Raw genomic sequence first — 25,625 nt, 5'->3', positions numbered from 1 at the left:
CAACGCTGCCGGAAGAACTTAGCGCCTGCCGCCCTTGTGGCGGATATTGGAGGGGCGCCCCCGCTTCCCTTGCGTCCTCTTCTCCTCCGCTTTGCCGCGCCCGTCACGCCGGACGGTGCGTCGGGCGGGAGAGGCAGGCGCGTCGGGGAGTTCGAAGCGCAGGCCGCCGCTCACCGGATTGGCCTCTGCAAGCCGGAGCTTCAGCCGCTGCCCGGGCGCGAATTCGACGCCGGTGTCGTCGCCGGTGAGAGTCTGGCTCTTCTCGTCATAGCGGAAATAATCGGAGCCCAATGTCGAGACCGGCACCAGTCCATCACCGCCTAGCCCCTCCACCGTCGCGAAGAAGCCGAACGCCTGCACGCCGGTGATCCGGCAATCGACAAGGTCGCCAATCCGCTCCGACAGATAGGCGGCGACATAGCGGTCGATCGTCTCCCGCTCCGCTTCCATCGCGCGGCGCTCATGCTGTGAGATGAGCTCGCCCGTCACCTCCATCGCATCCGCCTCCTGGTCGGTGAGGCCGCCCTCGCCAAGGCCGTAGGCGCGGACCAGCGAGCGATGGACGACAAGGTCCGAATAACGGCGGATAGGGCTCGTGAAATGGGCGTAGGAGCCAAGCGCCAGCCCGAAATGGCCATGGTTCTCGGGGGAGTAATAAGCCTGCGTCTGCGTGCGGAGGATCTGCTCCATCACCTGCGGCTTGAAGTCGACCTCACCGACCCGCTCGATGATACGGTTGAAGGTGGACGGCCGCACCACCTGCCCGAGCGCGAACTCGATCTCGAAGGTCTTCAGATAATCCTTCAGCGCCACCAGCTTCTCGCGGCTCGGCGGTTCATGGTCGCGGTACATGACCGGCGCCTTCTTCGCCTCCAACGCTTTGGCCGCTGCGACATTGGCAGCGATCATATAATCCTCGATCAGCTTGTGGGCGTCGAGCCGCTCGCGCGGCGCGACCGAAAGGATGCGGCCTTTCTCGTCCAGCATCACCCGCCGTTCGGGAAGGTCGAGATCCAGAGGCGCCCTTTTCTCCCGCGCCTTGTACATCGCGTTCCAGCAGGCCCAGAGCGGCTTCAACGTGCCTTCGACAAGCTCTTGCGGCACCGGCGGCTCGCCGCCTTCCAGCTCCGGCATCGCGCAAGGGCTGGACGCGACCTCCGTCCGCTCCTGTCCCAACGACGCATCGATCGCCGCCTGCGCATCCTCATAAGCGATATTGGCGGCGATCCGGACGCGGGCGCGGCTGAAGCGCCAGCTTTTGAGCTGCCCCTCCCGGCTCACCTGCAGGTGGCAGACGAGCGCGGCCCTGTCCTCGCCTTCTTTCAGCGAGCAGACATGGGCCGATAAGGTCTCCGGTAGCATCGGCACGACCCGGTCGGGAAAATAGACGCTGTTGCCGCGATTCCGCGCCTCCTTGTCCAGCGCCGAGCCCGGGCGGACGTAGAAGCTCACGTCCGCAATGGCGACAATGGCCTTCCACCCGCCGGCGTTGGCGGGATCGTCGTCGGCAACCGCCCAGACCGCATCGTCATGGTCGCGCGCGTCGGCCGGATCGATGGCGACGATGGGAATGTGAGTCAGGTCCTCGCGCGGCTCCAGATCCTGCTTCGAAACCCGCTCCGCCTCCTCGACCACCCTTTCCGAAAATTCATGCGGAATGCCGTGCTTGTGGATCGCGATCAGGCTGAAGCTACGCGGCGCGAAGGGATCGCCCAAAATGGTATCCACCCGTGCCGAAACGCGCGGCGGCCGACCGGTCTTCTCTGCCAGCACGAGATCGCCGACCTCCGCTTTGCCCTTGTCGGAGATGGGAAGCTCCCGCCGCTCCTTCTTGTCGACCGGCCGCAGCCAGAAATTGTCGCCCTCCTGGTGGACGACGCCGAGTACGAGTTCGCTGCCCTTCAGCAGCTTCTTCATCGGATGCGCGATATAGCCGTTGCCCTTCTCCTCGGTGCGGGCGAGCACGCGATCACCGACGCCCAGCGCGCCCTTCCGCCCCCGCTCCTGCAGGCGCAGCCGCGGCTCCGGCGCCTCGCTTTCCCAGCGTTCCGGAATGGCCCAGGCGGTGCCGCTGTCGTCCACATCGACGACGCGGAGCACCGTCACCTTCGGAACGCCGCCCATCTTGTGGAATGCGCGGCCGGGGGCGCTGTCGATCAGCCCCTCGTCGCCCATGTCGCGGAGCAGGTGTTTCAGCGCGATCTTGTCATTGCCGGAAAGCCCGAAGGCGCGCGCGATCTCCCGCTTCCCCGCCGGCTGGTCGGAGCCTTCGATAAACTCCAGTATCTGCTCGCGGCTCGGCAGCCCCGTTCGTCTTTGTTTCGCCATCCACTCCCTCTCGGCGCTGCCGCGGCCGAGAGCAAGCTATTGCGCTGGCGCGGGCGGAACGTAGGGCCGGAACGCACCACCCGGCACCGCGGATGCAACGGGGCTTTCATAGCCTTCCGGCGACACCGACGAGACGCCAAACACCCAGTCGTCGACGCGAATGCCTTTGAGGACGGCGCCCAAGTCCTCGCCTCTGACGCGGCGGCTCTCGGTCCATTGATCTTGATCCGTCGGTCGCCAGCGTATGATCCAATGCCCGGTTCCTGGCGTCGGCTCCCACTTGAGCGTCGTGTCGGTAGAAACAGCGCCTTCGACAGTCGGAGCAGGCGGCATCGGCGCACGCGCCAGCGCGGCAAGCGCGGCCACATTAAGCTGCGTCACCTTGCGCAGGTAGGCGAAGTCCATCTCGTCCACCGTATCGCCATATTCGCGGCCGTTCTCGACGCGGAGGTCCTGATGCTGGTGGTCATAATCCTCGATCGCCACTGAGAAGCGGATGGCAGGATAGCCGGCATTCAGCATTTCCGTGTGATCGCCGCCGCGGCCGAACCGGTCGTTGCGCCAGATCTGCCGCACGTCGAGGCCGACCTTCACGTCGTCCGCAAGCGTGTCCAGCCAGCGCGAAAGATTGCGCGACGGAGAGTCGTTCTCGCCGCCAAGGCTCCGCTGCGGCGCCATCAGCGCTTCGCGCCCCTGCCAGCGCGGCCCCTCCGAAAACACCCGCACATGTGCCGCATCGCACTTGCCGTCGGAACCGCAACTGTTGCCGATGATGTCGTTGTTGAGGTTGGCCATGACTTGCCACCCCTGCGCCTTCGCATAATCGGCCATGATCTTGCCGCCGAGCAGCCCCTGCTCCTCGCCGGAAAGGACCGCATAGACGATGGTCGCCGGGAATCTATGCTTCGAAAGCACTCGCGCCGCTTCGATCACCGCGGCCGTACCGGAACCGTCGTCGTTCGCCCCCGGCGCATCCTTGGTAAAGTCCATCACGTCGGTGACGCGGCTGTCGATATGGCCGGAGATGATGACGACGCGGTTCGGGTCGGTCGTACCGCGCTGGATGGCGAAGACGTTCTTCACCAAAGTCGGGTTAGGAACGCGGCGACCCGTCACCGTATCGGACGGCGTGACGATCTCCAGGCACCCGCCGCAAGCGCGCGCGTAACGGCCAAACTCTTCTTCCGTCCAGCGAAGCGACGCGCCGATGCCGCGCGTCGGATGCGTCTGCGATGACAAGGTGTGCCGCGTACCGAAGCTCACCAGCTTCTCCACTATGGCGCGGAGGTTCTGCTGACTGACGCCGTTCGCGATCGTCTTCGGCGTCGGCGACGCCGCTGCGAGGATGAAGGGGCTGAGAAGAAGGAGGCTAAGCTTTTTCATGGCTTAGAACTGAACGCCTCGTCCTTCGGTTGCAAGCCTTAAGCCGGCACGACCTGCTGCTCGATCGTGCCGAAGATGGCGTGGCCGTGTTCGTCCTCCATCCAGATGCGGACGCTGTCGCCATGCTTCAGGAACGGCGTCGAGGCTTGGCCGTCGAGGATCGTCTCCACCGTCCGCACCTCGGCAAGGCAGCTATAGCCGCGTCCGCCTCGGGCGATCGGCTTGCCCGGGCCGCCGTCCGCGTCGCGGTTTGACACGGTGCCGGAGCCGATGATGGAGCCCGCGCCGATATTCCGGGTCTTGGCAAGGTGTGCGATCAGGGTGCCGAAGTCGAACGTCATGTCCTCGCCCGCATCGGCGCGGCCGAACGGCGCGCCGTTGAGATCCACCTTCAGCGGCCCGTGCAGCTTTCCGTCCTTCCAACGCTCGCCAAGCTCGTCCGGCGTCACCAGCACCGGCGACAAGGCCGACGCCGGCTTGGACTGGAGGAAGCCGAACCCCTTGGCGAGTTCGGCCGGAATGAGGTTGCGTAAGCTGACGTCGTTGACGAGGCCGACGAGCAGGATGCGCTCCAGCGCCTCCTCCCGGCTGACGCCTTGTGGAACATCCCCCGTTACAACGATCACTTCCGCTTCAAGGTCGCAGCCCCAGCTCTCGTCGGCGAGCGGGATCGGATCGCGCGCGCCCAGCATCTCGTCCGAAGCGCCCTGATACATGAGTGGGTCGGTCCAGAAGCTTTCCGGCATCTCGGCTCCCCGCGCCTGCCGCACTAGCTGCACATGATTCACATAAGCCGAGCCGTCCGCCCACTGATAGGCGCGCGGCAACGGCGCTGCGGCCTCCCGCTCGTGGAAACGCTCCCGCGGGATCGCCTCATGCGCCAAATCGGTGGCGAGAAGCTCCAGATGCGGCCGGTAAAGCGCCCAGTCGTCCAGCGCCGCCTGCAGCGTAGGCACGATGTGGCCGGCGTCCGCATACCAGGCGAGGTCGTGGCTCACGACAACAAGGCGGCCGTCTCGGCCCGACTTCAGCGATCCAAGCTTCATCTGTTTCCCCTTCTTCACCGCCGAACTGGCATTTCATTTCCGGCTTGGCTAGGGGCTCTGTCCATCAAAGCCATTCCAGCCCCAGGGACAGGTTCATGCGGAACATCGATCATTATATCGGCGGCGGCGCCTACGCGGCCGGCGAAAGGCACGGCGACATCTTCGATCCGAACAACGGCGGCGTGCAGGCCCGCGTGCGGCTCGGGACGGCTGACGATCTCGCCAAGGCGATCGACAATGCCAATGCGGCTTTTCCAGCCTGGGCAGCGACCAATCCGCAGCGCCGGGCCCGCGTCATGTTCAACTTCAAGGCGCTGGTCGAAAAGAATATGGAGGAGCTCGCTTTACTGCTCGCCTCGGAACACGGCAAAGTCATCGCCGACGCCAAGGGTGACATCCAGCGCGGCCTTGAGGTGATCGAATTCTCCTGCGGCATCCCGCACGCGCTGAAGGGTGAATATACGCAGGGCGCCGGTCCCGGCATCGACGTCTATTCGATGCGCCAGCCGCTCGGAATCGTCGCCGGTATTACGCCGTTCAACTTCCCGGCAATGATCCCGATGTGGATGTTCGGCGTCGCCATCGCCTGCGGCAACGCCTTCATCCTGAAGCCCTCGGAACGCGACCCTTCGGTTCCCGTGCGTCTCGCGGAGCTGATGAAGGAAGCAGGCCTTCCTGACGGTATCCTTCAGGTCGTCCACGGCGACAAGGAGATGGTGGACGCGATCCTCGATCATGAGGACATTAAAGCGATCAGCTTCGTCGGCTCGTCCGACATAGCGCAATATATCTACAGCCGCGGCACGGCGAACGGGAAGCGCGTACAGGCGTTCGGCGGCGCCAAGAACCACGGCATCGTTATGCCCGACGCCGATCTCGACCAGGTGGTGAACGACCTCGCCGGCGCCGCTTTCGGCTCGGCCGGCGAACGCTGCATGGCGCTGCCAGTGGTCGTGCCGGTCGGCGAGAAGACTGCCGACAATCTTCGCGAGAAGCTAATCCCCGCGATCGAAAGCCTTCGCGTCGGCGTCTCCACGGATGCTGAGGCCCATTACGGCCCTGTTGTCACGCAGGCGCATAAGGAAAGGGTCGAAAGCTACATCCAGATGTGCGCCGACGAAGGCGGGGAACTCGTCGTCGACGGCCGCGGCTTCAAGCTGCAGGGGCATGAGGAAGGCTTCTTCATCGGCCCGACCTTCTTCGACCGGGTGAAGCCGCACTTCCGCTCCTATCAGGAGGAGATTTTCGGCCCCGTCCTGCAGATGGTCCGCGCCGACAGCTTCGAGGAGGCGGTGCGCCTTCCCTCCCAACATCAGTACGGCAACGGCGTCGCCATCTTCACCCGCAACGGCCACGCCGCCCGCGAGTTCGCCGCCCGCGTCAATGTCGGAATGGTCGGCATCAACGTGCCCATCCCGGTGCCGGTCGCCTACCACACGTTCGGCGGCTGGAAGCGTTCCGGCTTCGGCGACATCAACCAGCACGGCATGGAAGGCGTCCGCTTCTGGACCAAGACCAAGACGATCACCCAGCGCTGGCCGGATGGCAGTGTGACCGGAGAGAACGCATTCGTCATCCCAACGATGGGATGAGGTGAAGCGTCCAGCCGTGGAAAGCGGGCGCTCCAGCGATCGAATTGCAGCAATTTTCCTGTTGCTGTCACTCGCCGCGCTGACGCTGGCGCCGCTCGCCATGCCGTCTTCCTATAACTGGATAGATCATACCACGAGCGAGAGCGCGGCTCAGGGGGTGCCAAACGCCTGGATCGCGCGGCTGGGCTTCGCTTCCTGGGGCATGGCTGCGCTGCTCCTTGCAGCAAGAAAGCTGAGGATGGGTGAAAAACTCGGTGCGGCTGCGCTTACGATCTTCGGCGTTTCCATGGCTGGCGCAGCCTCATTTTCGACAAAGCCTTGGGAAGGAGGCAGCGAGTACAGCGCGTTTGCAGACCAGGCGCATACATTCTTCGCGTCAACCATGGGGATGGCATTCCTAATTGCTGTGATCAGCGGCCCCGCCGTCCGAAGAGAGCGGCCCCACTGGACGGAAGCTGCCGCTTTCCTGGCCGCATTGCTGATGCCGACGGTGATGGCTGTTGAGCCGACTGTCGCCGGAGCGGCGCAGCGGTTCATGTTCCTGTTCGCCTACATCTGGTTCTTCCACCAGTCGGTAGCGGCCACCACTACTCGCAGAACCTAAATCGTTCCGGCGGGTTATTGAACCCATAGGCCCTGCCGGCCGCCGTACGCTTATCGGAGGAAAGACAGTATCTATGCGTTCTATGTCTTTGATCTTGCTCTTGGCTGCTGCCTGCTCGCAGCAGGAGGACACAACGCCCTCAAACGCTATTAACCCCGCTTCGGCAGGCAACGAGGCTGTCGACACGTCTTCAGAAGCAAATATTCTGTCGAACGAAGCAACCGCCGAACCGCCAGCCGCTGTGGGCAACGAGGCAGCGCCCCCCGCTGAGCAGAAGAACGACAGCGCTGTCATCCCCGCGGCTTTCCGTGGAACGTGGGGCGGCCCGGGCGGATCCGACTGCACCGCGACGGACGGTACCGCCAAGGCGCGGCTTGTCGTTGGAAGCGATCGGCTCACCTTTTACGAGGCGCGAGGAACAGTGCGGAAGACCGCCATCCATTCCCCGACCAGCATCTCGGTCGAGGCCGATTATGAAGGGGAAGGCATGACTTGGTCGAAGGGGTATCGCCTGACCCTGCTCGATGGGGGGAAGCGATTGGATCGCCGAGAGCTAGAGGCCCCGCGCCAATCCTTCGTTTATCATCGCTGCCCCGCCTAACCACGGACCCCAAATCTTAGAGGATACGTTCTCATGCTTAAGACCGCCGCCCGTAGTCGTTGCTCTATCGCCGTCCTCCTTGCCGGCTGCCTTACCGTCTCTTGCGGAGAGAGCCCAACGGCTCGGAACGCTTCCGATGAAGTGGAAGCGAGTGCCGACACTCCCGAAGGTGCAAACGCGGCCGATCCTGCGCCTTCTTCAGGAGCCGGAGGCGGCAATGATCCGGCCAGCGGCAACGGCACCGAACCCTCGACGAGTCCGCCCGCCCCTCCTGTAACTCAGCCTGAATCCTCACCTGCCGCTTCCAGCGCGATTCCCGCCGCTTACCGCGGCCGCTGGGGTGAAACACTGGCAGCCTGCAGCCGCCAGGCCGAGGACCGGGACGGTATCATGACCGTCACGTCTAACGAGCTGCACTTCAACGAACTGCGCGCGGTGGCCACTTCAGTAACAGTGCGATCCTCCGATCGGGTTTCCGTCAATGCAGAAGTGAATGAGCCGGGCCGCGATTTTACTTTCTTCACCGACCTGGTTTTGGAGGGAGGTGGCGAACGCTTGGTCCGCGAGGAAGAGGGGCCGCGGAAACGATATGTGCGCTGCCCGCGGTGAGGAAGATTGCACCGGAAACCTCGGCTGAGTTCGCGACTGGAAGTTGACGGCGAGCCTCTGCTAAGGGCCCTGCCATGCACCAGTTCGACCTTACCGACGACCAGCGCCAGATCCAGGAGATGGCGCAGAAATTCACTGCCGATGCGCTGACGCCGTTCGCGGCGGAATGGGACGAGAAGCACATCTTCCCCCGCGACACGATTAGGGCAGCCGCCGAGCTCGGCTTCGGCTCGATCTACGTGTCGGAAGAAAGCGGCGGCATCGGCCTCGGGCGCCTAGAGGCGGCCTTGATCATGGAGGCGATGGCCTATGGCGATCCGTCCACCTCCGCCTTCATCTCCATCCACAATATGGCCGCCTGGATGATCGACCGCTTCGGCTCCGCGGGCGTGAAGCAGAAATATCTGCCCTCCATGGTCACCATGGAGCGGATGGGCTCCTACTGCCTCACCGAGCCGAGCTCTGGTTCGGACGCCGCGGCGCTCAAAACCCGCGCGGTGAAGGACGGCGATCATTATGTCGTCACCGGCTCCAAGGCCTTCATCTCCGGCGGCGGCGAGAACGAAATCTACGTCACCATGGTCCGCACCGGCGAGGAGGGGCCGAAGGGCATCTCCTGCCTCGTCATCGAAAAGGACATGCCGGGCGTCAGCTTCGGTGCGCAGGAGCGTAAGCTCGGCTGGCATTCGCAGCCGACCGCCCAGGTCAATTTCGACGAGGTGCGCGTGCCAGTCGAAAACCTCGTCGGCGCGGAGGGCGAAGGCTTCCGCATCGCGATGATGGGCCTCGACGGCGGCCGCCTCAACATCGGCGCCTGCTCGCTCGGCGGCGCGCAACGGTGCCTCGACGAGGCGGTGAACTATACGAAAGAGCGGAAGCAGTTCGGCAATCCCATCGCCGACTTTCAGGCGACGCAGTTCACGCTCGCTGACATGGAAACCGAGCTTCAGGCCGCCCGCTACCTCCTCTACGTCGCCGCGGCCAAGGTAACCGCCAACGCCCCGGACAAGTCTAAATTCGCCGCGATGGCGAAGCGGCTCGCCACCGACACCGGCAGCTCGGTGGTCGACCGGGCGCTGCAGCTTCATGGCGGCTACGGCTATCTGATGGACTATCCGATCGAGCGCTTTTGGCGCGACCTTCGCGTCCACTCGATCCTCGAAGGCACGAACCAGATCATGCGCGTGATCGTCAGCCGCGAGATGCTCCGCCAGTGAGCGATGTCCTGACCCTTATCGACGGCGGCGCAGGCCGGCTCCGCCTCAACCGGCCGAAGGCGATCCACGCGCTAACCGCCGACATGTGCTCGGAGATGATCCGTGCCCTCCTCGAATGGCGGCAGAACCCCGAAGTGAAGGCGGTGATGATCGACCATGCCGAAGGCCGCGGCTTCTGCGCGGGCGGCGATGTGGTGATGCTCGCCAAGAGCGGCGCCTCCGACGGCTCCGACGCGCGCCGGTTCTTCCGCGAGGAATATCGGCTCAACCACCTGCTCTTCACCTATCAGACGGCGACCGTTGCGTTCATGGACGGCGTCACGATGGGCGGCGGCGTCGGCATCTCACAGCCTTGCAAATATCGGGTCGCGACGGAGAATACCCGTTTCGCGATGCCGGAAACGACGATTGGCCTGTTCCCCGATGTCGGCGGCGGCTGGTATCTCTCACGCCTTCCAGGCCGCGTCGGCCAGTTCCTTGCACTAACCGGCGCCCGCCTCGACGGCGCGGAGTGCAAGTATCTGGGCCTTGCCACCCACTATATCCGGCAGGAGCGGCTGGAAGAGGTGAAGGCGCAGATTGCCGATCGTCCCGACCGTATTGAAGGCATACTAGGCACCGCGAGCGTGACCCCGCCTGACGCCAAGATCGAGCAGAACCTGACTCAGATCGCGAGCCATTTCCGCTCGGATCGCTATGAGGATGTGCTCGCCTCTCTTGAGGCTGACAGCTCGGACTGGGCGCAGAAGGAACTGGCGACGCTCCGCAGCAAGAGCCCGCAAAGCTGCAAGGTCTCCCTCCGCCTCCTCGCCGACGGCGCGCGGATGCAGGATTTCGCCGACGAGATGCGGCAGGAATATGCAGTGGCGGCGCACGTCGTGCAGCGCCCCGACTTCAACGAGGGCGTGCGTGCGCTGCTGATCGACAAGGACAATGCGCCGCGCTGGAATCCGGCCGCGCCCGAGCAGGTCACCGATCACATGATCGACACCATCTTTGCGCCTATGCCTGAAGGGGAGGAATGGACGCCTTTATGAACTACGAAAACATCCTGGTCGAGCAGCGGGGAGCGGTGACGCTCATTACGCTTAATCGCCCAAAGGCGATGAACGCCCTCAACAGCTCGGTCCTTCGCGAACTGATCGACGCCTTCGCAGCCTTCGACGCGGACGGCAGCCAGCGCTGCGCCGTCCTCGCCGGCAGCGAAAAGGCATTCGCCGCGGGCGCCGACATCAAGGAAATGTCAGACCAGGGCTTCGCCCAAATGTATGCGTCCAACTTCTTTCAGGGCTGGGAGAAGGTGACCGCGACGCGGAAGCCGTGGATCGCCGCGGTCGCCGGCTACGCGCTCGGCGGCGGCTGCGAGGTCGCCATGATGGCCGACTTCATCATCGCCGCGGACAACGCGCAATTTGGCCAACCGGAAATCAAGCTCGGCGTCACGCCTGGCATGGGCGGCTCGCAGCGGCTCACCCACGCCGTCGGCAAGGCGAAGGCCATGGAAATGTGCCTCACCGGCCGTATGATGGGCGCGGAGGAGGCGGAACGCTCCGGCCTTGTCGCCAAAGTCGTGCCGGCGGACCGGCTTCTGGAAGAAGCCCTGAAGACCGCGGAAGCCATTGCTTCCATGGCCCCGCTCGCCGCCATCGCTACCAAGGAGATGGTGAACGCCGCTTACGAAATGACGCTGGCGCAGGGCATCGTCTTCGAACGCCGCCTGTTCCACGGCCTGTTCGGCACCGAGGACCAGAAAGAAGGCATGTCTGCCTTCGTCGACAAGCGCAAAGCGAACTGGAAAGGACGGTAACATGGCACGCGTCGCATTTATCGGGCTCGGCAACATGGGCAGCGGCATGGCCGCGAACCTCGCCAAGGCGGGCCACGATGTCCGCGCCTTCGACCTCTCCGAAGCGGCGCTGGAAAAAGCGGAAAAAGGCGGCTGCCTCCGCGCGCCATCCGCCGCCGAGGCCGTCGCTGAAGTGGAAGCCGTGGTGACCATGCTTCCCGCCGGCACCCACGTCCGCAGCGTCTATGAAGCCAGCGTGTTCGGGAAGGCGCCGACTACCGCCATCCTGATGGATTGCTCGACCATCGACGTCTCAACCGCACGCGATGTGATCGCGGAAGCGCAGGCGGCGGGCTACAACATGGTCGATGCACCCGTTTCCGGCGGCATTGCCGCGGCGGAGGCCGGCACCCTCACCTTCATGGTCGGCGGCACCGACAAGGCGTTCGGATGCGCCGAGCCCTTCCTCGAGATCATGGGCAAGGCCGTGATCCATGCCGGTGGCCCGGGCGCGGGCCAGGCCGCCAAGATCTGCAACAACATGCTGCTCGGCGCATCGATGATCGCGACCTGCGAAACCTTCGTGCTCGCGCAGAAGCTCGGCCTCGATCCGCAGACCTTCTTCGACATTGCCAGCCAGGCGTCCGGCCAAAACTGGTCGATGACGAGCTATTGCCCCGTCCCCGGCGTCGGCCCCGAAACGCCCGCCGACCGAAACTACGACGGCGGCTTCGCGGCCGCCCTGATGCTGAAGGACCTTCGCCTGGCGATGGAGGCCGCCCGTAGCGTCGATTCCTACACGCCGATGGGAAGCCACGCCGAGGAGCTCTACACCCGCTTCGCCGAAGCATTGGGCGGCGGCGGGAAGGACTTCTCAGCCATCATCAAGATGATCGACGACAGCTGGCAAAGCGACAGCTCCGCCGCATCGCCGCCACCCGGCGTCCGGCTCGGTTAAGTCACCAGACAGCGTCCTCCCCTTAAGAGACTTGATCTTCAGGCATTTTCCGCCATGCTACTGCTGTCGCACGGCAGTGGCCGCGCAATATCTACAATCTGAGAGGATCCGCCTTGATCAAGAAGCTTAGCTTGACCGCCTCGTTCATTGCCCTGGCTGCCACGCCTGCCCTGGCGCACGAGGATCATCAGTGCATCGACGATCAGTGCACGATGTTGTCCCTCTTCGACATGGATCAGGCAGCCGCGGGCGGTAATTCCGCTGTGCTCGAAGCCGCCCGCCTGGGCACCTGGGGCATCGACACGGCCGGCATGGACCGGTCGGTGAAGCCCGGCGACGATTTCTTCGCCTATGTGAACGGCACCTGGGCCAAGAACACTCAGATCCCGGCGGACCGCTCCTCCTACGGCGGCTTCGCGATCCTTCGCGACCTTTCCGAAGCGCGCGTTCGTAAGCTGGTAGAGGGCTATAAGCTCGGCAACCCGGCGACCGACGGCGATCAAGCCAAGGTGGCGGCGCTCTATCAGGCTTTTATGGACGTGGCGGCGATCGAAGCGCTCGACGCAAAGCCGCTCCAGCCGAAGATTGCGGCGATCCAGGCGGTCACCACGAAGGACCAAATGGCTCGGCTAATGGGCCAGGCACTCGGCGGCTTCGGCGGCAGCTTCTTCGGCTCGTTCGTCAACGACGATTCCAAGAACCCGGATTATTATGCGCTCTACATGGGTCAGGCAGGCCTGGGTCTCGGCGACCGCGAGCTCTACCTCGACGCCAAATTCGCGCCGCAGAAGACGCGCTACCAGCAATATCTGGCGCAGATGCTTGGCCTCGCCGGCTGGCAAAATGCCGAAAAGGCGGCGGCCGACATCGTCGCTCTGGAAACGCAGATCGCGCAGGCGCACTGGACCCGCGCCGAAAGCCGCAACCGCGACAAGACCTATAATCCGATGACGCTTGCCGAGTTGCAGGCGCAGGCGCCGGGCTTCCCCTGGGCGCCCTTCATGCAGGCGGCGGGCGTCGATCGGGCGGAGCGGGCAATCGTGGCCCAGAACACCGCCTTCCCAAAGCTCGCGCAGATCTTCGCCGGCGCCGATCTCGACACGCTGAAGGCCTGGCAGGCATTCCACACTGCCGACGACGCCGCGCCCCTGCTGTCGAAGCGCTTCGTCGACGCGCAGTTCGAGTTCCGCAACAAATTCATGCTTGGCCAGCCGCAGCAGCGGGAACGCTGGAAGCGCGGCGTCACCTTCGCCGAAGGCGCGATGGGTGAGGCGATCGGCCGCGACTATGTCGCCCTCTACTATCCGCCCGAATCCAAGGCGATCATGGATAAGATGGTGTCCGACATCCGCGTCGCCATGCGGAAGCGGATCGAAGGTCTCACCTGGATGAGCGCGCCGACCAAGCAGCAGGCCCTCGACAAGCTTCAGAATTTTGGCCTCAAGATCGGCCATCCCGACACTTGGCGCGATTATTCGGGTCTCGAAATTCGTAACGGCGACCTCTTCGGCAATGTCGAGCGCGCCAACCGCTTCGAATGGGACTTCCGCCGCAACCGGCTTGGCCAACGCGTCGACGAGGCCGAATGGGGCATGACCCCGCAGACGGTGAATGCCTACTACTCGCCGGTGAAAAACGAGATCGTCTTCCCCGCCGCCATCCTGCAGCCGCCCTTCTTCGATCCGAAGGCCGATCCGGCCGTGAATTATGGCGGCATCGGCGGCGTGATCGGGCACGAGATCAGCCACGGCTTCGACGACCAGGGCCGGAAGTCGGACGGCAAGGGCATTCTGCGCGACTGGTGGACGGCCGAGGACGCCGCCAAGTTCGAGGCGCAGGCGGCGAAGCTCGGCGCCCAGTACGAGGCCTATGAGTTCCCGACTTTGCCCGGCATGCACATCAACGGCCGCGTCGCGATGGGCGAAAATATCGGCGACATGGCCGGCATCACCATCGCCCTCGAAGCCTATCGTAACCTGCTCGGCGGCAAGAAGGCGCCCGTGATCGACGGCTTTACAGGCGAGCAGCGGCTGTTCCTCGGCTGGGGTCAGGTGTGGCGGACCTTGTGGCGCGACGAGGCGCTTCGCCAGCAGATCGTCAACGGCCCGCACTCGCCAGGGCAGACCAGGGCCTTCGCGCCGCTTCGGAACGTCGATGCTTGGTACCAAGCCTTCAATGTGAAGCCCGGCGACAAGCTCTACATCGCGCCGGAAGACCGGGTCAGGATCTGGTAGTTTTCAACACCGCCTCCACCGCCTCCGCCCATCCGGCGAGGCGGTGGTCGCGGCGCTCTGCATCCAGAGCAGGCTCGAACCGCTCCATCGCGCCGCGCATGGCGGCGGCTTCCTCAAGCGAGCCGAACAGGCCGCAGCCCACCCCTGCAAGCATCGCCGCGCCCAAAGCCGTCGTTTCGACGAAGTGCGGACGCTCGACGGTGAGCTCGAGCACATCGGCGAGATCCTGCGCCAGCCACTCATTGGCAACCATGCCGCCGTCTATTTTCAGCACGCCCCAATCCGCTCCGTCGGAGGCGAACGCGGTCTTGAGGTCGTGCGTCTGGTGGCTCATCGCTTCCAAGGCGGCGCGGGCAATGTGCGCCCGCCCCGATGAGAAGCTGAGGCCAGAGATGGACGCGCGTGCCGCCGGCTCCCAATGCGGTGCTCCGAGACCCGACAAAGCGGGTACGATGCTGACGCCGCCATTGTCCTCCACCGACCGCGCCAGCTCCTCGCTCTCGGCCGCGCTGCCCAGCAGCTTCAGATCGTCGCGCAACCATTTGATCAGGCTCCCGGCGACGAACACCGACCCTTCCAGCGCATAGCTCCGCTCCCCGCCAAGCTGCCAAGCGATGGTGGAAAGCAGCCGGTGGCGCGAATGCTGAAGCTCCGGCCCCGTATTGGTGAGGATGAAGGCGCCGGTGCCGTAGGTCGCCTTCGTATCTCCCGGTGTCAGGCAACATTGGCCGATCGACGCCGCCTGCTGGTCGCCCGCCATTCCCGTAATCGGAATGGCGGCGCCGAACATCTCCGCCGCCGTCTCCCCGAAGGCACCGGCGCAATCCACGATTTCGGCAAGCGAAGCGCGCGGCACCCGCCAGAGCTGCACCAGCTCATCGTCCCAGCCGCCGCTCCCGATACTCATCAGCGCCGTACGCGACGCATTGGTGGCGTCGGAAACATGGAGGCCGCCGGTCAGCTTGAAGATCAGCCAGCTTTCAACCGTCCCGACCAGTAGGTCATCGCCCGCCTCCCTTACCTCGGGCCAATGCTCCAAAGTCCAGGCGATCTTGCTCGCGCTGAAATACGGGTCGAGCAGCAGGCCAGTCTTCTCCTGCACCAGCGCTTCATGCCCCGCCTCCTTGAGGCGCGCGCACATTTCGGCCGTGCGCCGGTCCTGCCAGACGATTGCGGGCGCAAGCGCCTTTCCCGTCCGCTTGCTCCAGAAGACGATCGTCTCGCGCTGGTTCGTGATGCCGATCGCTGCGATGCGGTCCGCGCCTCCGGCCTTCTCCGCCATCGCCCGAGCGCAGGCGAGGCTGGAGGACCAGATCTCCTCCGCATCATGCTCCACCCATCCGGGCCGCGGATAATGCTGCGCAAGCTCCCGCTGCTCCGAGCCCAAGCACCGCCCGTCCGGCGCAAACAGCATCGCCCGCGTGCTGGTGGTCCCTTCGTCGATGACGAGGATAGCGCGTTCGCTCATAGCCCCTCCGTCACCCCGGCGAAGGCCGGGGTCCAGACGATCTTGGTGACATCAAGACGCTATGGATTCCAGCTTCCGCTGGAATGACGTAGGAGGGGGCCCGTGGACTCCTACGATCTCCTCATCATCGGCGGCGGCATAAACGGCACCGCGATCGCGCGCGACGCGGCGCACCGGGGCGCGCGGGTGCTCCTCGTCGAGAAAGACGATCTCGCCCAGCATACAAGCTCCGCCTCCTCGAAGCTCATCCACGGGGGCCTCCGCTATCTCGAATATTATGAGTTCCGGCTCGTCCGCGAGGCGCTGAAGGAACGGGAGCTTCTGCTCCGCACCGCGCCGCACATCATCCGCCCGCTCCGCTTCGTGCTTCCGCATGGAGAGGGGATGCGCCCCTGGTGGATGCTCCGAGCGGGACTGAAGCTCTACGACCTCCTCGCCCTCGGCGGCAGCTTGCCCCATGCCCGCGCCGTCCGGCGAAGCGAAGCAGCGCTTCGCGCGCCGCTCAAGGCGGCGAAGCATCTCGCCGTCTACTGGGATGCCTGGGTGGACGATGCGCGGCTCGTCGTTTTGAACGCCGTCGATGCGGCCGAGCGCGGCGCCGAGATCGCAACCGGCACCGAATTGCTGTCGGCGCGGCGCGAAGGCGATGTCTGGCGGGCAAGCCTCTCCGGCGGCCGCAATGTCGTCGCAAGGGCGATCGTCAACGCCGCCGGCCCGTGGGTGGCCGATGTGCTGAAAGGCCGCCTTTCGGAAAGCAGCGATAGCGGCGTCCGCCTCATCAAGGGCAGCCATATCATCGTCCCCGCGCTTTATGACGGCGACCAAGCCTACATCCTGCAGCAGCCGGACGGCCGCGTCGTTTTCGCGATTCCGTACGAGGAGCGCTTCACCCTCATCGGCACCACCGATTTTCCCGTCAATGCTCCCGACGACGCGCAGATCAGCGCCGAAGAAATCCAGTATCTCTGCGACGCCGCCAACCGTTACTTCACGCGCACGGTCGGGCCCGACGATTTGGTCTGGAGCTATTCCGGCATCCGCTCACTCTTCGACGACGGGGCGCAAGATGCGCAGGCGGTGACGCGCGACTATCATCTGGAGCTGGACGACGATCCCGGCGCAAAGCTGCTCAGCGTCTTCGGCGGCAAGATCACCACCGCCCGCGCCCTCGCCGAAGAGGCGATGGAGTTGCTCGCCGTCGAGGGGCGGAAAAGCACTCGGTCCGAACCGCTCCCCGGCGGCGACATTTCGCCCGGCTTCAACCTCTATCTCGACCGGCTCTCCGCCTGGCTTCCGCCTGCACTTCTTACCCGCCTGTCACGCGCCTACGGTACGCGGCTCCGCGACCTGCTCGGCGATGCGCAAAGTCTGGATGACCTTGGCCGCCATTTCGGCGCCGGCCTCTACGAAGCGGAGCTGCGTTATCTAAAGGCGCACGAATTCGCGCGCACGGCCGAAGATGTCCTATGGCGCCGCACCAAGACAGGCCTGCACATGAACCAGGACGAGCGGCGCGCCGTCGCCGACTATCTCGGCGCCTAAGGGCCCTCGTGGAGCGGATCGGTGCCGGGCGGCGGGATCTCGTCCAGTTCCTTCTGCGCGTCTTCATTGGTCCGCTTCGACTTCTTGTCGTCAAGCGGCAGATCGCCGGCATCCAGCCCCGGATTGCGCTGTTCCATGATGCTGCTCCTTTCCGGCCTCAACGCGCGCCCTGCCGGAACGGCTCCGCAGGATGCGGGTTGGTCGGCGCATGGCATTGTTAGCGAAACAAGCTTCCGACCGCGCGGAAAAAGGGGACACCGTCATCGGCTGGAAACTCGACCGGGAGCAGCGCAAGGAGCTGCTCCAGCAATTTCCGCCCAAGTATTCGGAGGTGGTGGCCGATCATGTCACACTCGCCGCCAAGGTGGCGAAGAAGGCAGAGCTTCCTTGCGAGACGGAGGGCGAGATCATCGGCCGGTCGGACGACGGCAAGGGCGTGGAGGCGATGGTGGTGCGCCTCGGCGGTACCACGGACCGGCCGGACGGAAGCACCTATCATATCACCTGGTCGCTGGAGAAAGGCCGCCGCGCAAAGGAAAGCAACGACGTGATCCGCGACCATGGCTGGAAGCCGCTCGAGATGCCGATGCCGGTCCAGCTCCAGCCGGCGCGCTTCTGACCCGTGCGCCAGCTCTATCTGGATTGCGACGGCGTGCTTGCCGACTTCGACCGCGGAGCGACCGAAATTCTCGGTATGCCGCCGAAGAAATTCCAGGACCGCTACAATCCCGGCCTGTTCTGGAAGAAGCTCGCCACCGCGCCCGATTTCTACGCGAACCTGCCTCTGATGCCGGACGCGATGCGGCTGTTCGAGGCGGTGAAGCATCTCGACCCGATCATCCTAACCGGCCTCCCCCGCGGTAATTGGGCTGCGCCGCAGAAGGTGAACTGGGCCGCGGAGCATTTTCCCGGCACGCGGATCATCACCTGCATGGCGGTCGATAAGCGCAATCACGCCAAGGATGGCGACGTGCTCGTCGACGACACGCTGAAGCACCGCCACCTTTGGGAGGAGGTGGGCGGCATTTTCGTCCACCACAAAAATGCCGAGGACACGCTGCAGGAACTGGCTTCCCTGTTCCCGCTCCACCAGCGAGAAAGTTCGCCGCTAACCTAGGTGATCTTTATCTGTCATCGAATCGGCGTACACTTCGTTCTTCCACACGAGTCGTTCCGGGGGGAATGATGGGAAAGACCGATTTCGAATATTTCAGCCGCCGGATGCGCGAAGAGAAGGATGCGGCCGCTCGCGCCACGCCTATTGCTTCGCAGATCCACAAGGAACTCGCCGATCGCTATGCCGGCGTGGTTGCGGCTTACGAAAAGGGCCGCAAGGAGGCCTGAGCCTCTTCAGGCGTAATCGAGGCCGATGTCCGCTGCCGGCGCCGACTGGGTGATCCGGCCCACCGAGACGTAAGTCACGCCCGTTTCGGCAATACCGCGGATCGTATCGAGCCGCACGCCCCCTGATGCTTCGGTCGGTACTCTGCCCCCAACGATCCGCACCGCCTCGCGTAGGGTCGGCACATCCATATTGTCGAGCAGCAGCCGGTCCGCGCCCGCCTCCAGCGCAGGCTCGATCTGGTCCAGCCGGTCCACCTCCACCTGCACCTGAAGCCCCGTTGCTGCGGCCTTCGCCGACCGCAGCGCTTCGGCCACGCCGCCCGCCACTGCCACATGATTGTCCTTGATCAACACGCCGTCGTCGAGGCGCATGCGGTGGTTCTGCGCCCCGCCCATCCGCGTCGCATATTTGCCGAGCACCCGCATGCCCGGAATGGTCTTGCGGGTATCCAGCAGAATGCAGCCCGTGCCCGCGATCGCGTCCACATAGGCGCGCGTCATCGTCGCGACACCGGTGAGGTGCTGCAGGCTGTTGAGCGCGGACCGCTCCGCCGCCAGCATCTTCCGAGCATTGCCGGACAGCCGCATCAGCGCTGTTCCCGCCCGCACCTTCGCGCCGTCCTCGACAAGCTGCTCCACCTCGACCTGCGGATCCAGCGCCCGGAAGAACATCGCCGCAAGCGGCAGCCCCGCCACCACGACCGCATCGCGCGTCGCCATCACCGCAGTCAGTCGCGCCTCTTCGGGAATGGTGGCGTTGGAGGTGACGTCGCCCCCCTCCCCCAGATCCTCGGCAAGCACGCGCGCGACGAAGCCGTCCAGATCGAAACCGCTGATAAAGGGGGCTGACATGTGGAGGTCTCTCGCTGCGCCAAGCGAGGGGAGTTCATCAACCGATCCATGCCCCCGGCATGGCCGGTTGAAGAACTGGTGGGCGTGGCAAGGATTGAACTTGCGACCCCTGCGATGTCAACACAGTGCTCTACCACTGAGCTACACGCCCACTCGGGGCCGCATGTAGCGACCGGCTAAGCCCCATGCAAGCAGCCAGTCGAGAGAATATCAGTGCAGCGTCAGCTGTTCGACATTCGCTGTGTACGAGCGGCCGACGGGAACCCTCATCCCGCAATTGAGGTGGATGTTCAGCCGCTGAGCTGGCGCCGAGGGCGCAACGAACCTGATGGAAGCGCTGTTCACCAAGGTGGTGCGGTGGACCTGCACAAAACCGTCATCAGCTAGGCGCTCCGCCAGCGTCTTCAAGGTGACGCGAACGAGATAAGTCCGGCCGCACGCGTTGATCTCGCAATAATTGCCGGCCGAGCGAATAAGACTGACGTCGCTCTTGCGCAGAGTGAGGTTAGGCTCCTCCGGTAACCGCAGCCATGGAGACGAAGCCGCGCTTTGCCGCTGGTAACGGCGAAGAACGGCGAGACTGACGAGCAGAGCTGCCAAGAGGCCGTACGGGGGGGCAAGCTCGACCAGCCGAAATAAAAGGTGATTGATGTCGATGCTGGTCCCGATCGTCCACACAACCATCGACAGCAAGGCAGACGAGAGGGTTAGCGCGAAAATCGCTGCCGCTGCCATCGCAGCTTCCTTCAGCCCTCGTTCCAGCAGCGGCAGGATGCGCGTTCTAGCGCGCCAAATTAGGAAACCGCCCAAGGCCCACGCGAATACTGTCTGAAAAGCAAAGTCTACAGACACGTACAACGGCACGCGCGAGCCGGGCAGGCCGTGCAGCTGGCAATAGAGGGTAAGCGCTGCCACCAACAGGAAAAACCCTCCTGCCGCCTTTATGGCCGTTCGCAGGTTTAGTTCGTTCATACCGGCTCCGTGGCAACTGTCGGTCCAGGATAACGGTCAGTCCGAGTCGCCGGAAGCCCCCGCGGCTTAGGAAGAGCACTGGGCGGACGAACGAGCGGCCTCAAAGCCGTCCGTGCTGATCCTCGGTCTGGAAAAGACGATCCACCTCGGCGACGAGGTCCTTGAGGTGGAACGGCTTTGACAGGACCTTGGCGGTCGGCGCGGCTTTGCTAGCCTTCAGCGCCACTGCGGCAAAGCCGGTGATGAACATGACGCGCATGTCGGGCGCAATAACGGACGCCTGCTGGGCAAGCTCGATCCCGTCCATCTCCGGCATCACGATGTCGGTCAGAAGAAGGTCGAAGCTTTCTTCCTTTAGCAGCGGCAGCGCCGCCGTGCCGCGGTCTACCGCAGTGACGACGTAGCCGACGCGCTCCAGCGCCTTCGTCAAATAGACGCGCATCGATTCATCGTCTTCGGCCAGCAAAATTTTGGTCATGATCGTCCGGAACGCTTGCAGCGGCCTTTATGGCCAGCCGTTACCCTAAACAAAAGGGCTTAATATTTTGCGAGCGCCTGGTTGGCGCGGCTGACACTTCCGGGCAACGCCTCGGCTTTTTCGGCAGTTGCCGGGAACATCCGGCTTCTCTACCTCTTGGACGTACGCGCATGCACGACCAGCCAGCCGAGCCGCCCTTCATTCGCCTGGGCTCCGAAACGCCCGCCTCGCCGGTGGTGCTGTCGGTGCCGCATGCCGGCCGCGACTATTCCCCAGCCCTGCTCCGTTCCGCCCGCATCCCCCGCGAGAAGCTAGAGGCGCTTGAGGACCGGCTTGTCGACCGCCTCATCTGGCGCGCCGTCGCAGACGGCGCTGCGGCGATCGTCGCCCGCACCCCGCGTGCCGAGATCGACCTCAACCGGGACGAGCGCGAGATCGATCCTTCCACTGTCGTGCCTCCGCCGCCGCTCAGAGACCTTCTGCAGTCGCCCCGCACCCGCGGCGGCCTCGGCCTCATTCCGTCGCGTCTCGCGGGATCCGGAAGCATCTGGCTGCACCGCATCCCGCAGGACGAGGTCAGGAGGCGGATCGAGATCATTCACCGCCCCTATCATACGGCAGTCGAACAGGCACTTCACAAAGCGAAGGCCGCCTTCGGTATCGCTATACTCCTCGACTGCCATTCGATGCCGCCGAAGGACGGAGCGGCAAAGGGCGCGGCGCCGCTGATCTTTGGCGATCGTCATGGAACGTCCGCTGGACGGGACCTTGTGGAGGCCGCGGTCGGCGCCGCGCGGCGGGCGGGCTATGCCACCGCGTGCAACACGCCCTATGCGGGGGGTTACGTCACCAGCCATCACGGCCGCCCTGCCGAGAATGTTCACGCCATCCAGCTCGAGATCGACCGGTCGCTCTATCTCGCCGGGGACCTCCGCACTCCGGGACCCCGCTTCGACGACATTGCTGGCCTTATCGCCCTCATCGCCGCCGCGTTGGCCGAAAAGGCGAGCGGCCCGGAACAGGCTATCGCGGCCGAATGATCAATGGGGTGCGGTTGGCACCTGCTCGAATTGCGGCACGCTGTCGGCAATCCGATAATAATCCCCCTTCTCGGCCGTGAAGATATGAACCGAGAGTGAGGTTGCGGTCGGCGTGTCGAAGGCACCCATGGCAATCCCGATCCAGTCGCGAGATAAAGGGTCCCAGAACAGCGTGGAACCGCACGTGGAGCAGAAGCCCCGCCGAGCCTTCTCCGAAGACTGATACCAGCCGACATTGCCCTCGCCATGGATCCTGACTCGCGACCTCGGCACGTCGGAGGACGCGAAATAATGCCCTGAATGCTTGCGGCATTGCCGGCAGTGGCACGCATCCGGTCCGGGAAGCTTCCCCTCGACCACGAATGTCACCGCGCCGCACATGCACGAACCCTTATGCATTGGAACTCCACCCTGCTCTGGTGAAGGCACGCTAACGCGCCTCAAGCGCAAATAAAATGACCGCCCCGCCAATAGGCGGAGCGGCCAAGGTTCAGGGAGGAACGCCCCGAAGGGCGTAACACGCCGCCGTAAAGGGGGGGGGGATACGAAGCGGCGTATCTTCAATGAGATATGAAGGATTCCGGCACTTTCAAGAGGCGCCGCACCGGCTTCACCGCTGCCGGTAAAGCCAAGGGCCCATCCGGCCGATAAGGTGTCTGTGCCCCTGAAGATGGTGCTTCACCGCCCCTGCGACGTGGAGAAGGATGAGGCCGATCATCAATTTGCCTAGGAACTCATGCGCATCCTCGAAAAGATCATGCGCCGCATCCGTTCTCGGGACCGGCAGAAGCCCGATCTCGAACAGGCCGAAATAATTGGTGGGCCGCCCGCTGGACGAGGACAGTGCCCAGCCGGTCAGTGGAATGACGATCATCAGGACGTAGAACAGCCAGTGGGTCAGGCGTGCAAGGAGCGCCTCCCACGGCCGCAGCACCCCATCGAACGGTGGGGGCCGATGGCCCAGCCGCCACAGAAGCCGCGCGATGCTAAGTCCCAGGACGGTGATGCCAGTCGCCTTGTGGAAGAACATTATCCACGGCGTCCAGTCCTTGCCAAAAGCCTCGTAAAAGAAGCCGAGGAACAGGTTCAGGATGACGAGCGCGGCGATGATCCAGTGGAACCACATCGCGCCCCGCGAATAGCGGAGCGCCGACTGACCCGTGGGATCCGCCGCGCTGGCCATATCAGGCGATTACGGTTTCCCCTGCGGCTGCCGACTCGGCAGGCGGCGGGGGCTGGGTCTTGCCCTGTTCGAGCTGACGGACATAAACGTCCCGAGCCAGCGGCAGCGAGAAAAGATGCGCCATCACCAGCGGCAGGATGCCGTTCTGGTTGATCTTGCGGAGTTCGTCGCCGCGCATATCGCGCAGTTTGTTCTCATCGACCATGCGGAAGCCGCGGTAGATGGCGGGCTGCGAATTGTCGGAGAGTTGGAGGGTCAGTTCGCCGTCCATCAGGAGATCGCTCTTCTTGAGCTCTTCCATGAAGGCGTTGGTGCGCTGGGCGCCCATTTCGAACTCTTCGCAGAATTTAAGGATGTTCTGCGTCGTCTCGCTCGGCTGGTCGCCATCGAACAGCGGATTGCCTTCCTCGAAGTCGCCGACCAGGCCGCTCGTCGGATCGAAGCAGAGCGAAAGGCTGTCCGAATCCGGCTGAAGCTTCGCTAGCATGAACGGATAGCGGCGGAGATAGGCGGGGACATAGGCCGGGTTCAGGAGCACGCCCTTCTCGTCCACGAACACGTTGACGCCCTCGTTGAGGCCCATCAGCGCGAGCGGCACGGGATTGTCGCCGATCGAGAAGACGATCGGGTAGAAACGCTGGGCCGCGACAAATTCGTCGATCAGGATCGGAACCGCATGGACCTTCGCGAGGAACGGGGCTTCCTGCGAGGAGCGGGTCTTCCACGTCTTGTGGTCGAGGTTCGAAAGCGGCTGAAGGCCGTTATACATGATCGGCATCTGCGGCGGCTGGCTCGCCATGATAGTCTCCATAAAAAATGATAGCGGCCCTTACAGCCGCTTTTCCCTCACTGCCACCGTCTATGGACGAACCGCCCTTTACGCAAGCGGGACGAGCTTGCCGGGGTTCATTATTCCGTTCGGATCGAGCGCCTTCTTGATCGCCCGCACGGCGTTCAGGCGGCCGGGGTTCTCAAGCCGTCCCAGTTCGGCCAACCGCAGCTGGCCGATGCCGTGTTCCGCCGAGATGGAGCCGCCAGCTTCGACGACGAGATCGTGCACGAAGGCGGTGACGCCCGGCGCCTCCTCCTTGAGCCAGTTCGAGGCTCCGTCCGGCCCCTGCACGTTGAAATGGACGTTCCCGTCGCCGAGATGGCCGAAGGCGATCACACGCACATCGGCAAAACGCCGTTCGACCGCGGCGGCGGCATCGACGATGAAGCGGGGCATTTTGCTGACCTCTACCGAGACGTCGTGCTTCGCCGCCGCGCCGCTCTTCTGCTCGGCTTCGGAGATGCTGTCGCGGATGCGCCAGAAGGCTTCCGCCTGTGCCTCCATGGCGGCGATTGCAGCATCTTCAACCATGTCCTTGCTGAACGCCGCCTCGAGAACCTCGCCAAGTGCATCTTGAGGCGACGGCGATCCGGCGGGAGCAGTGGCTTCTATAAGCACATGCCATGCGTGCGAGCCCTGGAGTGGCTGACGGGTGCCATCTACATGCCGCAGCACCAGTTGAAGCGCCAAGTCTGGCACCAACTCGAAACCCTCCACTGCATCGCTCATACGCTCGTCGAGCAGCCGGAGCAGCGACAACGCGGCTTCCGGGGAGGCCAGTCCGACCCAAGCGACAATGCGGGAGCCGACCGCCGGCACAAGCTTCAAGCTCGCCGCCGTCACTACGCCTAAAGTGCCTTCGGCGCCTATTAGGAGGTGCTTCAGATCGTAACCCCGATTGTCCTTTTTTAGCGGGGCGAGGCCGGAGTAGATGCTGCCGTCGGGGAGCACGGCTTCGATGCCCTGAACAAGGTTTCGCATCGTGCCGAAGCGGAGTACCTGCGTCCCGCCGGCATTGGTCGAGACGAGGCCGCCGATGGTGGCGGAGCCTTTCGCGCCCAGGGTCAGGGGGAAGCGCCGGCCCTCCTCCGCCGCGGCTTCGTGCAGGTTCGAGAGGATCACGCCCGCCTCGCACACGGCGGTGTTGCTTTCGGGCGAGAGGGAGCGGATCCGGCTCATGCGCCGCAACGAGAGGATGACAGCCAGTCCGCTCGCATCGGGCGTCGCCCCGCCGGCCATTGAGCTGTTGCCGCCCTGCGGCACGATCGGCACCCGCGCCTCGTTGCAGAGGCGGACGACCTCCGCCACCTCCTCCGTCGAAGCGGGCGAAAGCATCGCCGCCGCAGCCCCCGTGTAGCGTTTCCGCCAATCGACGAGCCATGGCTCCATCTCGCGGGGATCGCGGGTGAAGCCTTTCGGCCCCAGCCGTGCGGCGAGCGTATCGAGCAGATCTTGGGGAGGACTGGCCATGGCGGGTGAGGCAGCTATAGTCGCCGCCGAAGGGGCGGAGCAAGTTCATCCCATGTTCAAATGCCGGAGCCAATCTGCGCCTTACA

Annotated in this window: 26 protein-coding genes and 1 tRNA gene; 14 read left to right on the top strand and 13 right to left on the bottom strand. The window is 64.3% G+C overall.

All coding sequences use genetic code 11. The features are described from left to right. Nucleotides 1-18 precede the first annotated feature (18 nt). From VGD10_RS02260 to VGD10_RS02250, 3 genes are read right to left on the bottom strand one after another with little or no spacing between them, the layout of a single operon-like run. Nucleotides 19-2,328, bottom strand: a complete 2,310-nt coding sequence (locus VGD10_RS02260; RefSeq protein ID WP_331039169.1) for a VacB/RNase II family 3'-5' exoribonuclease — start codon at nt 2,326-2,328, stop codon at nt 19-21. A gap of 36 nt (nt 2,329-2,364) precedes the next feature. Then, the gene (locus VGD10_RS02255; protein ID WP_331039168.1) at nt 2,365-3,711 is read right to left on the bottom strand and encodes a M28 family peptidase; all 1,347 of its coding nucleotides are present in this window, start codon (nt 3,709-3,711) and stop codon (nt 2,365-2,367) included. A 38-nt stretch (nt 3,712-3,749) separates the two neighbouring features. Then, nucleotides 3,750-4,757: a fumarylacetoacetate hydrolase family protein gene (locus tag VGD10_RS02250; protein ID WP_331039167.1), complete on the bottom strand. Its 1,008-nt coding sequence runs from the start codon at nt 4,755-4,757 to the stop codon at nt 3,750-3,752. Between the two features lie 95 nt (nt 4,758-4,852). Between VGD10_RS02250 and VGD10_RS02245 the strand changes: the two genes are divergently transcribed. The 9 genes from VGD10_RS02245 to VGD10_RS02205 all read left to right on the top strand — a co-directional run bounded on the left by VGD10_RS02245 (nt 4,853) and on the right by VGD10_RS02205 (nt 14,358). Beyond that, on the top strand, nt 4,853-6,349 hold the full coding sequence (locus VGD10_RS02245) for a CoA-acylating methylmalonate-semialdehyde dehydrogenase (RefSeq protein WP_331039166.1): 1,497 nt from the start codon (nt 4,853-4,855) through the stop codon (nt 6,347-6,349). A gap of 16 nt (nt 6,350-6,365) precedes the next feature. After that, nucleotides 6,366-6,953, top strand: a complete 588-nt coding sequence (locus VGD10_RS02240) for a DUF998 domain-containing protein (RefSeq protein ID WP_331039165.1) — start codon at nt 6,366-6,368, stop codon at nt 6,951-6,953. Between the two features lie 73 nt (nt 6,954-7,026). Beyond that, on the top strand, nt 7,027-7,554 hold the full coding sequence (locus tag VGD10_RS02235; RefSeq protein ID WP_331039164.1) for a hypothetical protein: 528 nt from the start codon (nt 7,027-7,029) through the stop codon (nt 7,552-7,554). A 33-nt stretch (nt 7,555-7,587) separates the two neighbouring features. Then, nucleotides 7,588-8,163, top strand: coding sequence for a hypothetical protein (locus tag VGD10_RS02230; RefSeq protein ID WP_331039163.1), 576 nt, complete (start codon nt 7,588-7,590; stop codon nt 8,161-8,163). Between the two features lie 74 nt (nt 8,164-8,237). After that, nucleotides 8,238-9,380: an acyl-CoA dehydrogenase family protein gene (locus tag VGD10_RS02225; RefSeq protein ID WP_331039162.1), complete on the top strand. Its 1,143-nt coding sequence runs from the start codon at nt 8,238-8,240 to the stop codon at nt 9,378-9,380. Beyond that, complete coding sequence (locus tag VGD10_RS02220; protein WP_331039161.1) at nt 9,377-10,417, top strand: enoyl-CoA hydratase/isomerase family protein; 1,041 nt, start codon at nt 9,377-9,379, stop codon at nt 10,415-10,417. The genes VGD10_RS02225 and VGD10_RS02220 overlap by 4 nt, the downstream gene beginning before the upstream one ends. Beyond that, the gene (locus VGD10_RS02215) at nt 10,414-11,187 is read left to right on the top strand and encodes an enoyl-CoA hydratase (protein ID WP_331039160.1); all 774 of its coding nucleotides are present in this window, start codon (nt 10,414-10,416) and stop codon (nt 11,185-11,187) included. The genes VGD10_RS02220 and VGD10_RS02215 overlap by 4 nt, the downstream gene beginning before the upstream one ends. Before the next feature lies 1 nt (nt 11,188). Next, a complete protein-coding gene (gene mmsB / locus VGD10_RS02210; protein WP_331039159.1) occupies nt 11,189-12,124 on the top strand; it encodes a 3-hydroxyisobutyrate dehydrogenase in 936 nt (311 codons plus the stop codon). A 113-nt stretch (nt 12,125-12,237) separates the two neighbouring features. Next, on the top strand, nt 12,238-14,358 hold the full coding sequence (locus VGD10_RS02205) for a M13 family metallopeptidase (protein ID WP_331039158.1): 2,121 nt from the start codon (nt 12,238-12,240) through the stop codon (nt 14,356-14,358). On the opposite strand, the gene glpK is transcribed toward VGD10_RS02205, so the two are convergent. Beyond that, nucleotides 14,345-15,826, bottom strand: a complete 1,482-nt coding sequence (gene glpK, locus VGD10_RS02200) for a glycerol kinase GlpK (protein ID WP_331039157.1) — start codon at nt 15,824-15,826, stop codon at nt 14,345-14,347. The two genes, VGD10_RS02205 and glpK, sit on opposite strands and share 14 nt — an antisense overlap. Before the next feature lie 102 nt (nt 15,827-15,928). On the opposite strand from glpK, the gene glpD reads away from it, so the two are divergent. After that, the gene (glpD, locus tag VGD10_RS02195) at nt 15,929-17,368 is read left to right on the top strand and encodes a glycerol-3-phosphate dehydrogenase (RefSeq protein ID WP_331039156.1); all 1,440 of its coding nucleotides are present in this window, start codon (nt 15,929-15,931) and stop codon (nt 17,366-17,368) included. Here the strand turns inward: glpD and VGD10_RS02190 are convergent. Further along, nucleotides 17,365-17,505, bottom strand: a complete 141-nt coding sequence (locus VGD10_RS02190) for a hypothetical protein (RefSeq protein ID WP_331039155.1) — start codon at nt 17,503-17,505, stop codon at nt 17,365-17,367. The two genes, glpD and VGD10_RS02190, sit on opposite strands and share 4 nt — an antisense overlap. A 71-nt stretch (nt 17,506-17,576) precedes the next feature. Here VGD10_RS02190 and VGD10_RS02185 point away from each other — a divergent pair, with 71 nt between their 5' ends. The 3 genes from VGD10_RS02185 to VGD10_RS02175 all read left to right on the top strand — a co-directional run bounded on the left by VGD10_RS02185 (nt 17,577) and on the right by VGD10_RS02175 (nt 18,712). Beyond that, nucleotides 17,577-17,987, top strand: a complete 411-nt coding sequence (locus tag VGD10_RS02185) for a hypothetical protein (protein WP_331039154.1) — start codon at nt 17,577-17,579, stop codon at nt 17,985-17,987. A gap of 3 nt (nt 17,988-17,990) precedes the next feature. Further along, nucleotides 17,991-18,485 (top strand): 5' nucleotidase, NT5C type, encoded by a 495-nt coding sequence (locus VGD10_RS02180; protein WP_331039153.1) that lies wholly within the window; start codon nt 17,991-17,993, stop codon nt 18,483-18,485. A gap of 68 nt (nt 18,486-18,553) precedes the next feature. Continuing rightward, nucleotides 18,554-18,712: a hypothetical protein gene (locus VGD10_RS02175; protein WP_331039152.1), complete on the top strand. Its 159-nt coding sequence runs from the start codon at nt 18,554-18,556 to the stop codon at nt 18,710-18,712. A gap of 6 nt (nt 18,713-18,718) precedes the next feature. Here VGD10_RS02175 and nadC read toward each other — a convergent pair whose 3' ends face one another. From nadC to cpdR, 4 genes are all read right to left on the bottom strand, one after another. Beyond that, nucleotides 18,719-19,564: a carboxylating nicotinate-nucleotide diphosphorylase gene (nadC, locus tag VGD10_RS02170; protein WP_331039151.1), complete on the bottom strand. Its 846-nt coding sequence runs from the start codon at nt 19,562-19,564 to the stop codon at nt 18,719-18,721. Nucleotides 19,565-19,640: 76 nt separating this feature from the next. Beyond that, nucleotides 19,641-19,715 (bottom strand) — tRNA-Val (locus VGD10_RS02165). 59 nt (nt 19,716-19,774) lie between these two features. Next, complete coding sequence (locus VGD10_RS02160; protein WP_331039150.1) at nt 19,775-20,536, bottom strand: LytTR family DNA-binding domain-containing protein; 762 nt, start codon at nt 20,534-20,536, stop codon at nt 19,775-19,777. A gap of 100 nt (nt 20,537-20,636) precedes the next feature. Further along, on the bottom strand, nt 20,637-21,014 hold the full coding sequence (gene cpdR, locus VGD10_RS02155; RefSeq protein WP_331039149.1) for a cell cycle two-component system response regulator CpdR: 378 nt from the start codon (nt 21,012-21,014) through the stop codon (nt 20,637-20,639). Nucleotides 21,015-21,184: 170 nt separating this feature from the next. Here cpdR and VGD10_RS02150 point away from each other — a divergent pair, with 170 nt between their 5' ends. Next, nucleotides 21,185-22,054: an N-formylglutamate amidohydrolase gene (locus tag VGD10_RS02150; protein WP_331039148.1), complete on the top strand. Its 870-nt coding sequence runs from the start codon at nt 21,185-21,187 to the stop codon at nt 22,052-22,054. Here VGD10_RS02150 and VGD10_RS02145 read toward each other — a convergent pair whose 3' ends face one another. The 4 genes from VGD10_RS02145 to VGD10_RS02130 all read right to left on the bottom strand — a co-directional run bounded on the left by VGD10_RS02145 (nt 22,055) and on the right by VGD10_RS02130 (nt 25,539). After that, a complete protein-coding gene (locus VGD10_RS02145) occupies nt 22,055-22,453 on the bottom strand; it encodes a GFA family protein (protein WP_331039147.1) in 399 nt (132 codons plus the stop codon). It abuts the gene before it with no gap. A 211-nt stretch (nt 22,454-22,664) separates the two neighbouring features. Continuing rightward, a complete protein-coding gene (locus VGD10_RS02140; RefSeq protein ID WP_331039146.1) occupies nt 22,665-23,237 on the bottom strand; it encodes a cytochrome b in 573 nt (190 codons plus the stop codon). A 1-nt stretch (nt 23,238) separates the two neighbouring features. Next, nucleotides 23,239-24,036 carry a SapC family protein gene (locus tag VGD10_RS02135; RefSeq protein WP_331039145.1) on the bottom strand — a complete coding sequence of 266 codons (798 nt, stop codon included), beginning with the start codon at nt 24,034-24,036 and terminating at the stop codon, nt 23,239-23,241. A 78-nt stretch (nt 24,037-24,114) separates the two neighbouring features. Then, entirely contained in the window at nt 24,115-25,539 is a 1,425-nt protein-coding gene (locus VGD10_RS02130; protein WP_331039144.1) for an FAD-binding oxidoreductase, read from the bottom strand. Between the last annotated feature and the right edge of the window lie 86 nt (nt 25,540-25,625).

It is taken from the genome of Allosphingosinicella sp. (assembly GCF_036402135.1).
Classification (GTDB): domain Bacteria; phylum Pseudomonadota; class Alphaproteobacteria; order Sphingomonadales; family Sphingomonadaceae; genus Allosphingosinicella.
This window is presented reverse-complemented; position numbering and strand designations above follow the sequence as displayed.